Source organism: Rhodococcus zopfii NBRC 100606 = JCM 9919 (assembly GCF_001895025.1).
Classification (GTDB): Bacteria; Actinomycetota; Actinomycetes; order Mycobacteriales; family Mycobacteriaceae; genus Rhodococcus; species Rhodococcus zopfii.
Window position 1 is genome coordinate 41320 of sequence record NZ_BCXI01000050.1, and the last position, 11662, is coordinate 52981.

The 11662-nt window shown below is 68.5% G+C and carries 14 protein-coding genes; 4 read left to right on the forward strand and 10 right to left on the reverse strand.

All coding sequences use genetic code 11. The features are described from left to right. Positions 1 to 603, forward strand: a complete 603-nt coding sequence (locus RZ1_RS25575) for a flavodoxin domain-containing protein (protein WP_139281973.1) — start codon at positions 1 to 3, stop codon at positions 601 to 603. Positions 604 to 658: 55 nt separating this feature from the next. Here RZ1_RS25575 and RZ1_RS25580 read toward each other — a convergent pair whose 3' ends face one another. Next, positions 659 to 1165, reverse strand: coding sequence for an SRPBCC family protein (locus RZ1_RS25580; protein ID WP_072815429.1), 507 nt, complete (start codon positions 1163 to 1165; stop codon positions 659 to 661). A 29-nt stretch (positions 1166 to 1194) separates the two neighbouring features. Beyond that, positions 1195 to 2115 carry a pseudouridine synthase gene (locus tag RZ1_RS25585; protein WP_072815430.1) on the reverse strand — a complete coding sequence of 307 codons (921 nt, stop codon included), beginning with the start codon at positions 2113 to 2115 and terminating at the stop codon, positions 1195 to 1197. A 319-nt stretch (positions 2116 to 2434) separates the two neighbouring features. Between RZ1_RS25585 and RZ1_RS25590 the strand changes: the two genes are divergently transcribed. Both RZ1_RS25590 and RZ1_RS25595 read left to right on the forward strand, forming a co-directional pair. Further along, positions 2435 to 3403: an alpha/beta hydrolase gene (locus tag RZ1_RS25590; RefSeq protein ID WP_072815431.1), complete on the forward strand. Its 969-nt coding sequence runs from the start codon at positions 2435 to 2437 to the stop codon at positions 3401 to 3403. Beyond that, positions 3393 to 4265 carry an oxidoreductase gene (locus tag RZ1_RS25595; RefSeq protein ID WP_072815432.1) on the forward strand — a complete coding sequence of 291 codons (873 nt, stop codon included), beginning with the start codon at positions 3393 to 3395 and terminating at the stop codon, positions 4263 to 4265. The genes RZ1_RS25590 and RZ1_RS25595 overlap by 11 nt, the downstream gene beginning before the upstream one ends. Positions 4266 to 4358: 93 nt before the next feature. On the opposite strand, the gene RZ1_RS25600 is transcribed toward RZ1_RS25595, so the two are convergent. From RZ1_RS25600 to RZ1_RS25635, 8 genes are read right to left on the reverse strand one after another with little or no spacing between them, the layout of a single operon-like run. Further along, positions 4359 to 5195: a methylamine utilization protein gene (locus RZ1_RS25600; RefSeq protein WP_072815433.1), complete on the reverse strand. Its 837-nt coding sequence runs from the start codon at positions 5193 to 5195 to the stop codon at positions 4359 to 4361. 47 nt (positions 5196 to 5242) lie between these two features. Further along, the gene (locus RZ1_RS25605; RefSeq protein WP_072815446.1) at positions 5243 to 5563 is read right to left on the reverse strand and encodes a cupredoxin domain-containing protein; all 321 of its coding nucleotides are present in this window, start codon (positions 5561 to 5563) and stop codon (positions 5243 to 5245) included. A 14-nt stretch (positions 5564 to 5577) separates the two neighbouring features. Further along, entirely contained in the window at positions 5578 to 5919 is a 342-nt protein-coding gene (locus RZ1_RS25610; RefSeq protein WP_072815434.1) for a cupredoxin domain-containing protein, read from the reverse strand. 11 nt (positions 5920 to 5930) lie between these two features. Beyond that, entirely contained in the window at positions 5931 to 7508 is a 1578-nt protein-coding gene (locus RZ1_RS25615) for a multicopper oxidase family protein (RefSeq protein WP_072815435.1), read from the reverse strand. After that, the gene (locus RZ1_RS25620) at positions 7505 to 8818 is read right to left on the reverse strand and encodes a hypothetical protein (protein ID WP_072815436.1); all 1314 of its coding nucleotides are present in this window, start codon (positions 8816 to 8818) and stop codon (positions 7505 to 7507) included. The genes RZ1_RS25615 and RZ1_RS25620 overlap by 4 nt, the downstream gene beginning before the upstream one ends. After that, positions 8815 to 9519, reverse strand: coding sequence for a methylamine dehydrogenase light chain (locus tag RZ1_RS25625; RefSeq protein WP_072815437.1), 705 nt, complete (start codon positions 9517 to 9519; stop codon positions 8815 to 8817). The genes RZ1_RS25620 and RZ1_RS25625 overlap by 4 nt, the downstream gene beginning before the upstream one ends. Before the next feature lie 31 nt (positions 9520 to 9550). Beyond that, positions 9551 to 10150, reverse strand: coding sequence for a redoxin domain-containing protein (locus tag RZ1_RS25630; protein WP_072815438.1), 600 nt, complete (start codon positions 10148 to 10150; stop codon positions 9551 to 9553). Positions 10151 to 10196: 46 nt separating this feature from the next. Further along, positions 10197 to 10784, reverse strand: a complete 588-nt coding sequence (locus RZ1_RS25635) for a MauE/DoxX family redox-associated membrane protein (RefSeq protein WP_072815439.1) — start codon at positions 10782 to 10784, stop codon at positions 10197 to 10199. Between the two features lie 576 nt (positions 10785 to 11360). Here RZ1_RS25635 and RZ1_RS25640 point away from each other — a divergent pair. Then, on the forward strand, positions 11361 to 11662 hold a 302-nt coding region (locus RZ1_RS25640), incomplete at its 3' end, for a helix-turn-helix domain-containing protein (RefSeq protein ID WP_139281974.1).

Here is an 11662-nt window from a genome sequence, read left to right on the forward strand (position 1 = left end):
ATGAGAATTCTGGTGTCGGCGGCGAGCAGGCACGGTTCGACCGCAGAGATCGCCACGGCACTCGGAGCGGCGCTGCGCGACCGCGGTGCGCTGGTCGATGTCGTCGAACCACACGACGTGGGAGATGTGACCGATTACGACGCGGTCGTGCTCGGTAGCGCCGTCTACCGCGGGCGCTGGCTGCGCCCGGCGAGGGAGTTCGTCGACGCCCACGTTGCGGAGCTGCGCCGACGGCCGGTCTTCCTCTTCTCGTCCGGACCGATCGCGGATCAGGACTGGCCGGTGAACAATCCCTATGACGTGTTCAACGTGCGCCACCGCACGGGGGCCCGGGAGCACCGCATGTTCGCGGGCAAGCTCGATCCCGAGGCGTTGAGCGTGGGGGAACGGATGCACGTGCGGATGTCCGGGGGCCGGGCCGGCGACTTCCGCGACTGGGACGCCGTCGGGGGATGGGCCGGGACGATCGTCGAAGCGGTGTCCGACCGTGAAGCTGCATCCGACAGCGAAGCGGTGTCCGGCCGCGAGGTGGTGTCCGACGACGACACGGTCTCGCCCACCGGCGCCTCCGACGATGCGCGGACCGGCGAGCAGGGTCGTTGAGGCGAGCGGGGTCATCGAGGTTGGGCCGACTCGGGGGCTGGATCAACGGGTTGGGTCAACTCGCCGGATTCCGGTAGTGCTCGGCGAGTTCGGCCGCGCGATCCCACGGTGACCAGTCCACCGGGCGTCCCGCGAGCTGCGCTTCGACGACCTCGAAACCGGCGTGCCACCCCGCGCCGTGCGCGTACGCGTTCTCCTCGTCGTCGGTGGTGTGCGTCAGCGTCAGCCAGCAACCGCCGCTGCCGTCCGGCACCAGTTCCCAGTGCAGGACATCCGCGTCCCACATGATCTCCAGGACGCGCGCCGGACGGACCGTGATGACGGTGCCCTGCGAGATCGGGCCGATGGGCAGCGAAAATCTGCGGATCTGCTCCTCGGTCGTGGTGAACTGCAGCGGCGCGCCCGGCTCGAGGACCAGGTCGACCCGGGCGGGGAACCACGCGCCGAGCAGATCCGGATCGGTGATCACCTTCCAGACCTGCTCCGGCGGCTGAGGAAACGCACGTTGGAAACGCAGCGCCACCCGGCCGTCGTAGGTACGGGAAACGGTGCCGATATCCATGGGTTCCTCCAAGACATGAGCCCGTGTCATCAGCGGGGTCCTGGTGTGCTGTGCCTCCATGCTGCCAGGTTTCGTCGGCTCGCGAAGTATCTCCGGCTACCCGAAAATGGATCGTCGAATTCGATCTTGCGTGCCAGCAACCGCAGTGGCTGCGAAAAGTCTTGTGGCGCAATATCTTGCACCGCCGGATACAGTGGATCGCCGAGGATCGGAATTCCGAGGGAATTCATGTGCACACGTAACTGGTGGGTCTTTCCGGTCCTCGGCAGCAGCCGATAGCGGGCGACCGTGCTGTCGGTGTCGAGCAGTTCGACCCGGCTGATCGCGTTGATCTCGCCGGGAACCTCTCGCGCCTGCAGCACCCCGCGCTGCTTCTCGATCCGGCTGCGGACCTCCCGCGGGAACGTGAGGTCGCTCGCGGCGGGGGCGAGCGCCTCGTATTCCTTGTGGACGCGCTGTTCCGCGAACAACGACTGGTACGCGCCTCGCGCCCCCGGCCGGACGGTGAACACCAGCACGCCGGCGGTGAGGCGGTCCAGTCGGTGAGCGGGACTGAGTTCGGGCAGATCAAGTTCCCGCCGCAGCCGCACCAGCGCGGTCTCGGTCACCCATCCGCCGCGCGGCATGGTCGCCAGAAAGTGCGGTTTGTCCACTACGAGCAGATTCTCGTCGCGGTGCAGGATCTCGACGGCGAACGGCACCGTTACCTCGGCCGGCGGGTCGCGGTACAGGTACACGAACTCGCGCGCGGCGAACGCAGTGGTGTCGGTGATCGAGGTGCCGTCGCCGGCCACGACCTCACCGAGCGCGACCTTCTCGCGCAGGCGCGCGGCGTCGTGCGGGAACCGCGCCACCAGGTATTCGAGCACCGTGGTCCAGTCCCCCGCGTCGGGCAGACGCAGCCTGGACGGATTCAGGCCGTCGCGGACGGGGAGCGGGGTGGAGGCCACATCGACACGGTAGTGGCCGCGCCGTGTGCGCAGATCGGGTGCCTCGCCTCACGGTCACCTGCCCGACGACCACGGCGGAAAGCGTCGACACAACCACGACATTTCGGTATCCCACAGGTCACGGAACGGTACTGACCGAGAAGAACGGAGACCGTAGCGATACGCTGAGACGCCGGTAACAGATATGTAAGAGTGACCGACAGACGTTCAGGCACCCCACCGGGGGTGCCGTGGCCCGCTGCAGTGACGCGAGCGCGGCCGGTGTCCGACCCGAGGACACGCAGACACACAAGGGGAGCTTGGTGTGACAACTTCTTCGATGACCGGAACGCGGCCGAAGGGGGTGCGCGCGCTGGTTCGAATGCTGGTGGCGGCCGTGATCCTGCCGCTGGCCGTTGCATTCGTGGGTGTCGGAACGGCCTCCGCCGACCCGTACACCCGCTTCGCCGAGGACTGGGTACCCGCGCCCGGCGGTGTCGGACAGATCAAGGTCCGGATCTGGTTCGCGAACAACGGCAGCAACAAGGCCGTGTATCTGCTCGACGGCCTGCGCGCCACCGACGACGTCAGCGGGTGGGAGCACGAGACCAACGCCGCATGGCTCGCCGACAACGGCATCAACGTCGTCATGCCGGTCGGTGGCCAGTCCAGCTTCTACGCCGACTGGTACAGCCCGAGCAACCTCAACCGGCAGCCCTACACCTACAAGTGGGAGAGTTTCCTCACCCAGAACCTGCCCGACCACCTCGCGCGCTACGGCATCAGCCGCAGCAGCAACGCGGTCGTGGGCCTGTCGATGGGCGGCAACGCGGCCCTGATCCTCGCCGCCTACCACCGCGACCAGTTCGCGTTCGCCGGCTCGTTGTCCGGCTACCTGAACCTGTCGGCGCCGGGTATGCGTGAGGCGATCCGTGTTGCGATGCTCGACGCCGGTGGTTACAACGCGGACGCGATGTGGGGGCCGCCGTGGAACTCGGCGTGGCTGCGTCACGACCCGTTCGTCGCCGCACCGAAGATGCGCGGCCTGTCGATGTGGATCTCCGCGGCCAGCGGCCTGCCGGGTCAGCACGACCGCCCGAACTCCCTGGTCGGGGCGTTCAACACGAGCAATGCGATGGGGCTCGAGGCGTTGGCGCTCGCGCAGAACCGTGCCTTCCAGGTCCGCCTTGCGACGCTGGGTATCGACGCGCACTTCTCGTTCCCGGCTCGCGGTACCCACACGTGGGGCTACTGGCAGGACGAGTTGTGGGCGATGCTGCCGACGATGAAGAGCGCAATTGGCGCCTGAGGTTCCGTCGCTGCGTGGCCGCACCTTCGTGGTGACCGGTGCGACCAGCGGCGTGGGCGAGGCCACGGCCCGGGCACTCGGGACGGCAGGCGCCCACGTGGTACTCGCCGGTCGCAACGTCGCCAAGGGGCAGCACATCGCCGGACAGATCGGACCGAACGCGACGGTGCGTCGGCTCGATCTGTCCGACCTCGCGTCGGTGCGCGAATTCGCCGACGGGATCGGCGAGACACACGACAAGATCGATGTGCTCGTCAACAACGCCGGGGTGATGGCAGTGCCACTGGAGCGGACCGCGGACGGTTTCGAGATGCAGATGGGCACGAACCACTTCGGGCACTTCGCGCTGACCGGGCTCCTGCTCGGCCGGATCACCGACCGGGTCGTGACGGTCTCGAGTGCCGCTCACCGTCTGGGGCGCGTCGATCTCGACGACCTGAACTGGGAGCGCCGCTCGTACAGCCGCTCCGGTGGCTACGCGCAGTCGAAGCTGGCCAACCTGCTGTTCAGCCTCGAACTGGAACGTCGGCTCGCGGCGAGCGGATCACCGGTTCGTGCAATCGCCGCGCACCCGGGCTATGCGGCGACCGAGGTCGGCAGCCACACCGGCACCTGGTTCGACCACCTGTTCGGTTTCGGTAAGAAGATCTTGCAGCGCACGCCCGCGCAGGGCGCCGAATCGGTCGTGTATGCCGCGACCGATCCGGCATTGCGCGGCGGATACGTGGGCCCGGGCGGGTTCCTCGGGCTGTACGGTTCGCCGCACGTCGCGTCGGTGTCGTCCCGGGCCCGCGACCCGGAGACCGCGCGCAGGCTGTGGGAGTTGTCGGAGACGCTGACCGGGGTGCAGTTCGAGTTCTGATCCGGTGCCGTGAACACGCAGAAGTTGTCGCGGCGCGCCGGGTCGCCGCGACAACTTCTGCGCACTCGGCGCCGTATCCGTCGTTTTCGACTGTCAGGCCAGCGCGAGCGCGGCGAACGCGGCCAGGCCGACGAGCGCGGCGCCGGTCACCGCCTGCACGCGGCGATCGACTACGCACATCACCGACAGGAACCCGGGCATCGACCCGCCACGGCGGGTGTGGACGATGGCGGCGACGCTCGGCATGCACCGGCCGAGTGAGACGACGGTGAACATCGCCGCGCCCAGTGCGGGGGAGCCGACCGCGAGCACCCCCAGCACCAGCAGGTAGTACGCGCTGGATCGGATGAAGATCAGGAATCCGGGGCCGATGATCGCGCCGAACAGCAGTGACACCTTCCACGGCGCCATGGTCCGGCGCAGGTGCCGCGGAAGCTGGCGACGACGCATCGGGGCCGGCATCGTCAGTACACCGATTTCGTGCAGGCCGTAGGCGAACGCGAACAGGGCCCATCCGGCGAGCAGCCACAGCGGCGACAGGTGCGCCGCGGTGACCGAACCGATCGCGCCGAGCAGCGCACCTGTGACCGCGCCGGTGCTCACCGAGCCGAGCGCATGCCAGCCCAGCCGCCGCAGCGGCGTCGAGGATCCCTTGCGGTCGGGCTGCTTCGGTGCCGCGACGACTCCGGCCACCGACATGCCGCAGGTCGACCAGTTCGCGGCGAGAGAGGTCACGAGACCGGCACCGACCACCGCGGCGGTCAGCGCCGTCGACGTCGTCGGGGAAGCGAGGGTCGCGACACCCGCACCGACGACGGCGGCACCGGCCGCCATGCCCAGGCGTGCCCGGGCGGACACGGCGCCGTCGAGCGTCGGGCGGATGTCGGGGAGATCGGTCTCGATCGGTTGATGGGACAGGACGGTGGTCATCGGAAACCTCCTGGGTCGTTGCTGTTTCGAATCGCCCCGCTGGTTCCTCAGCGGACGGTGACGGTGCCGGTCATATACGGATGTATCGAGCACGTGTACGTGTAGGTTCCGGCCCGGTCGAACGTGTGCGTGTAGGTGCCGTCCCCGGTGATCCCGCTGTCGAAGGCGCCGGGCGACTCGACGTGGTGGAGGACGCCGCCGTCGTCGAACCGCCACTCGACGGTCCCGCCGACCGGTACGACGGCGTCCATCGGGGTGAACTGCACATTGCTGATCTCGATCACCGTATCGGGCGGCTGCGCCGCCGCGCATCCGGCCGTCGCGGTGGCCAGGGCGCACCCGGCGAGTATCCACGTCGATCGAGACACTCTGCGCGGCCGCACTATTGCACGATCACGGTGCCGACCATCGACGGGTGTGGAGTGCAGTGGTACGTGAACGTGCCGGCCTCGTCGAAGGTGAATTCGTAGGTGCCCTCGGTGAGCAGCTCGCTCTGCAGCACACCGTCGAGCGGGCCGTCGCCGGCGACGTCGTGGGGCAACCCGTTGTCGTCGAACCGCCACTGCACGGTCTGGCCCTTCTCGATGGTGACCGACGCGGGCGTGTACGACATGTTCGCCACATCGATCACCACGGCGGGTTCGGTTGCCGCCTCGGACGATCCGCACGCGGTCAGTCCCGCGGTGGCGATCAGCGCTGCGGCCAGCGGAAGCAGTTTGTTCACGGGGTGTCCTCTCATCGGATGTACCGCAGGTTCGCAGTCATCCCGGCCTCGAAGTGATAGGCGTTGTGGCAGTGGAACATCCACTCGCCGGGGTTGTCGGCGTCGAACTCGATCGCGAGCTCGGTGCCGGGCAGCACGTTGACGGTGTCGCGCCGGAGCCCGCCGTAGTCGGGGACCGCGAACGTGTGTCCGTGGGTGTGCATCGGATGCCACATCGTGGTGGTGTTCGCCATCGTGATGCGGACCCGTTCCCCCTGGCGCATGACCAGCTTCCCGGCATCCGGTCCGGCCATGCCCCACACGTAGCGGTCGCCGGCCTGGATCAGCTCGACGCGGTAGTCCCGGTCGACGGGCCGCGGATCGAGCTTGACCGACTCCGCCGGCCGCAGCGCGCTCTCGGCGAGCAACCGCCCGTCGAGTTCAGGGATAACCGGCCCCACATCGGGATTCGGCAGGGGTACCGCATCGGTGGAGCGTAGAACGGTCGATGCGTGACCGTCCCGGCCCTCGACCTTCGCGACCACCGGCCATGCACCGGACTTCACCGTGACGAGCACGTCGTACCGCTGCGCCATCCCGATGATCAGCGTGTCGGTGGTCGTCGGGGTGACATCGAACCCATCCGCTGCGATCACCGTCAATTCGTGCCCGGCGACCGCGAAGCGATACGGCGTCTCGGCGGCCGCGTTCACGATCCGCAGCCGCACCCGGCTGCCCGGTGCCGCGGTCACGACCTCGGGATCGTTGGGCGGACGCCCGTTGATCAGGTGCATCGGGTATCCGATGTGCTGGGTCATGCCGCCGAGCGGTACCGACGACCCGTGCCCGCCGGACACGAGGGTTTCGGCGACCGACATCTGCTCGGCGCTGTGCTCGACGACGGTACCGCCGCCGTGCCCGCCGTGGCCACCGGTCATCGCGGGATTCAGTGCCGCCAGCACCGCTTCCGGGGTGGTGTCGAGGCCGTCGATCCAGTCGTCGAGCACGAGCACGACGTCGACGTCCGCGCCGGAGCGATCGTCGGGATCCTCGACGACGAGGGCGCCGAACAGCCCGCGATCGGCCTGCAGGCCGCTGTGCGAGTGGTACCAGTGCGTTCCGGGGTCGGGAACGACGAAGTCGTACACGAACTCGCCCGCGGGTGCGATCGGATCCTGCGTCACCGGTGCCGCGCCGTCCATGTCGTTGCGGATCCGGATGCCGTGCCAGTGCAGGGTCGTGTCCACCGCCAGCTCGTTGCGTACCGACACGAGCATCTTGTCGCGCACGCTCGCCCGCAGTTCCGGAGCCACGGCCCGGCCGCCGTAGGACCAGGTGTCGACGAGGCGACCACCGAGATCGACGGTGGCCACACCTGCGGCCAGGGCGACGGGGACCTCCCTTCCGTTCCATCCGCGTGCCTGCTCGGCAGCCGCGACTTCGGGGTCGGTGGGGGCGATGAAATCGGGTGGAGTGCCTGCGTCGCCCGCGTCGGCCGAACTGCAGGACGCCGCACCGAGACCCAGGATCCCCAGGCCCACCGCACCGGCTCCGAGGGAGCCGATGCGGAGGAACCCGCGGCGATCGAGGGTCGGTCCTGATCGGGTCATTCCAATACCTGGGGAGTGAGTAGTGTTCCGAAATCGTCTACATTGCCGGTGATTTCGGCGGAGCTGACCCGGTCGCCCGTCGCGGAGGAGACTCCGACGATCGTCTGCGTGGTCTCACCGTCGACCTCGGGGCCGTCACCGAGCACGTACAGCGTGCCGCCGTCGACGGAAAACGCCATGCTGGTGATGCCCGTCAGGCCGAGCGCGGCGAGATCGAGCGTCTTGACCGGTGCGAAGTTCGACGCGTCGTGCAGTTCGATCTTCACGACGTCACCCCCGCGAGCGGAGTGTGGGTGGACGACGCTGTCCGTGTACTCGATCGCGAGACGGCGACCGGTGTTGTCGACGGCGTTTCCGGCGAACCGTCCGCCGTCCTGGCCGGCGTTGCCGATCGGGGTCACCGCGGACTCGGGCAGCCCCTTCGAGAAGTCGAAGACGTAGACATCACCGTTCTCGCTCAGCAGCAGTGCCTTCTTCGCGTCGGCGGCCCAGGTGACCTTGCGTGTGCTGACGAAGTCGTCGGGCAGGACCTTCGCCCGTTTCGTCTCGGTCGGCACGCCGGCATCGTCGATCGAGATCTGGATCAGCTCGCGGGTGTCCTCGCAGACGCTGTAGAGCTCGTGGCCGTCGAGCCAGGTGAACGGGCCGCAGCCGATGACCTGCAGTGCCCCGCTCTCCTTCCCCGCTGCGAGGTCGACGACGCGGACGCCGTAGAGGCCGTCGTCCCAGGTCACGAAGTATTTGCCGTCCGAGGTCACCGCGTTCGAACCCGGCCGGGAGTGCACACGCGCGTAGTCGGGGAGCAGCACTTCCGCCGGTTCGAGCAGGTTGCCCGAGTACGTGCTGACCGTGAAGTCCGCCGCGCCGCGCGAACCGCGCGGGCGCCACACCTCGGCGGCGAGCACGGCGGGATCGGCAGGGGTCTCGCCGACGAACCCGTGGATCACCGGATCCCAGATGCCCGGTCCCACGACGAAGCGGCTGCCGGCCACACCGGTCACCGGGTCGAGGGCGTTGACGCCGAGTTCGAGCTTGCCGAAGCCGCCCGCGACGGCGATCAGGTCCGTCGACTTGATGGGCTCGATTTCCCCGACGTGCACGGTTTCCGGGATGGTGTCGCCGATCTCCTGGTCGTCGTGGCCGAGGGAAATGCCCTCACCGGGTGCGACGACCGGAACGGTGGGATAGGTGACCTCGCCGGATGCCGTTGCGTCGTCGTCCGAGCTGCAGCCGGTCAGGACGAGTGCGGCGGCGAGCGGGACCGCCACCGCGGCGGACCGGGAAAGACGCTTGGTGCGTGCAGGATTCATGCTCCGGCACCGACTTTCGGACGTGCCGCGGGGCGAGTCTGGCAGTCCTCGCCGATGATCGGCGCCATGGTGCAGGTGTACGCCTGGGACTCGTCGGAGACGCACCAGATGATCTCCTGGTCGTAGCTGCCCGAGACCGGGTTGTACATGATCGCCTGCATGTCGGGCTCGCCGCAGAACGCGTTGGAACACGACGGTGCGCCACAGCAGTCGTAGTAGGCGATCAGGTAGGTCTTTCCGGTGTCGGGGTTGGTGCAGCAACCGACCCAGAACTCGGCGCCGGGCTTGCTGCCGGGCGCGCAGGTGGTCACGCCGCCGCCGTTGCAGGCCGCACACGAAGTGCCGTCCATGTTGCACCAGCGCCAGTACTCGCACTCGGCCGGGTCCTTGCCGTCGAACGTGATGAACTGGGGTTCGGGCGCTTCCGGCGCGGGCGGAGCTTGCGGAGTCTCCTGGGCCATCGCGGTCCGGGTGACGGGGAGCGAGCTGATCAGCGCGACACCCGAGACGCCCATCGTCCAGCGCCCGATCCTGCTGAGCATCGACCGACGCGAAGTGCGTTCGGACAGTTTGCGTCCCGTGCGGCTGACGAAGGACCCGCCCTCGCCCGCCATCCAGGCGGCCTGTTCACGAACGGTGTCTTCGTCGACCGGATATCGCTGCTCCGTCACCTCGTGTGGTTCCGGGTTGTGGTGGTGCATGGCGGTTCGCCTCCTTCTATCGGGGGATGGGTCAGGCGGACTTCGCCTGCGCGTGGAGGTGCTGGAGGGACGGCGTACCGGATTCGAGGGCGTTGAGCAGACTTTCGACCTGCGCCATGTGATTGGTCAGGCCCTTGCCGCGGATCTTGCCGTGCTCGTCGAGGATCACCCCGTACGGTGTCGTCCCGACCTGGTAGGCGATGCCGACGTCACGCGCGTCGACGTAGCTGAGTTCGGTACCGATGTTGCTGCCTGCCAGGAACTCCCGATGTTCCTCGGGTGTTCCGTCGGAGATGATCACGACGTCGAGGTCGGACTCGGCGCGGGCCATCGCGCGCAGGCCCGGCAGCAGGCTCTTGCAGGTGCTGCAGCTCGGTGCCGTGAACATCAGCAGCTGCGCGCGGTCCCGGTGGCCGCCGACCCGCACCGACCGTCCGGCGTGATCGACGAGACCGGCGAACGACGGCCCGGCCTGATCGACCTTCGGTCCGGTGTCCATCATCCGGGCGCCGAGCGGACCGAGTCGCACCTGGACGCGGCCGATCTCTCGGGCGAGGGCGAGGGTCATGAGGAACAGCAGTGCGACCGCGACGGTCAGCACGGCGACGGCGACCACCAGAAAGTTCGTCATCGGGTTCAGTCCTGTCTGTACGAAAGGTGTTTCGGGAACGGTGGAGTCAGGAGCCGTAGCGGGAAACGGTGCTCGTGGCCCGGAGCCGGATCGAGGCGGCGGTCAGGTAGTCGTCGACCGGGCGTCGTCCGACGTGCACGACCGAGCGGATCTGCGCGACGGCGACGACCGCCAGCACGGCCAGCAGTCCGCCGACCACCGCGGCGACGCGTTCGGGTGCGGTGGCTTCGACGGTCCCCGCCGACGCGAGTACCAGTGCCGCCGCGGCGAACGACGCCGCTCTCCCCGCGTGGAACCAGCCGATCCGCGGGACCTCGTGGGCACCGAACGCGAAGCAACCGCAGTCGAGATCACGGCGACCGCGCACCAGGTTCACGGTGAGTCCCGCTGTGAAGGCAGCGAACAGGAGCGCTGCCGCCGCGGCCGGCCACGGACCGCCGATCCCGAGGATCAGCGCGATGCCCACCGCAACCTCGACGAACGGAAGTGCCGTTGCCACCCCGCGTTCCGCTCCGGCCGGCAGCAACCGGTATCCCTGCACCACCGTCAGCAGACCGTCCCGGTCGCGGAGCTTCGGAAAGCCAGCGAGCAGAAGCGTCCCGCCGAGGATCGATGCGAGCACCACCCAGACCATGTCCCGTCCTCTCTGTCGTCCGGGGCAATCCTGGCGAGCCGATGAGGCGGTTTCGCTGCGCGGAGGAAACAACTGTGCGGTGCGTGAGTGGAAACCGGGGGTGGCGCTCCGGCGTCGCTGTCCGTGCTGGTGGGCGGACCCTCCGAGGTCTGTGGGTTGCGTGATCGACCCGCGCCGGGGTCGCGTCGCGAGCCGGTCCGTCCGACCGGATTTCCACTTGCGGTTACATGATCGCAACGGTCGATGCGGCCCTGTCACACAGAGGGTGACCGGCGACCGAGGGGTGTCACCTGTGCCATCTCGCAAGGTGCAGGAGACGCGCGCCGTCGACAGGGGCCCGCACCCGGGGCGGGCATCTCGAGCACCGGAGTTCATGGACGTGTTCTGGTACTGCTACCGGAATGTGCGCCAGTGCTCCGTCGTTGACGGCGGGGGTGAAGGCGCACGCGGGAGGCCCGCCAGGGCCGAACGTGCTCTCGCCGTGGAATTCGACCGGCTCGCGAGTGGCGTACAAGGAGAGCGTCCTGCCCGGCGGGGTCGGATCACTGTGTCGGACCCTGTGGTTATGGTCGCGGTGTGCAGCTCCGGTACCGGTACCGCCTCTGTCCGACGCCCGGCCAGCAGAACGCGCTGGCGCAGGCGTTCGGGTGCGCACGGGTGGTGTTCAACGACGCTATCGCGGCACGCGAGCATGCTCGCCGGGCGGGGTTGCCGTACCCGACGGACGCGGAGTTGTCGAAAGCCCTCACCGCGGCGAAGAAGACTCCCGAGCGGTCGTGGCTGGGTGAGGTGTCGTCGGTGGTGTTGCAGCAGGCCCTGGCGGACGCGAACACCGCCTACCGTAATTTCTTCGCCTCGCTGACCGGCAAGCGCCAGGG

Coding starts and splice junctions, on each gene's coding strand:
- RZ1_RS25600 (WP_072815433.1), bottom strand. CDS start 5,195: ATGACCACCGTCCTGTCCCATCAACCGATCGAGACCGATCTCCCCGAC.
- RZ1_RS25635 (WP_072815439.1), bottom strand. CDS start 10,784: ATGGTCTGGGTGGTGCTCGCATCGATCCTCGGCGGGACGCTTCTGCTC.
- RZ1_RS25625 (WP_072815437.1), bottom strand. CDS start 9,519: ATGCACCACCACAACCCGGAACCACACGAGGTGACGGAGCAGCGATAT.
- RZ1_RS25580 (WP_072815429.1), bottom strand. CDS start 1,165: ATGGATATCGGCACCGTTTCCCGTACCTACGACGGCCGGGTGGCGCTG.
- RZ1_RS25575 (WP_139281973.1), top strand. CDS start 1: ATGAGAATTCTGGTGTCGGCGGCGAGCAGGCACGGTTCGACCGCAGAG.
- RZ1_RS25620 (WP_072815436.1), bottom strand. CDS start 8,818: ATGAATCCTGCACGCACCAAGCGTCTTTCCCGGTCCGCCGCGGTGGCG.
- RZ1_RS25630 (WP_072815438.1), bottom strand. CDS start 10,150: ATGACGAACTTTCTGGTGGTCGCCGTCGCCGTGCTGACCGTCGCGGTC.
- RZ1_RS25590 (WP_072815431.1), top strand. CDS start 2,435: ATGACCGGAACGCGGCCGAAGGGGGTGCGCGCGCTGGTTCGAATGCTG.
- RZ1_RS25615 (WP_072815435.1), bottom strand. CDS start 7,508: ATGACCCGATCAGGACCGACCCTCGATCGCCGCGGGTTCCTCCGCATC.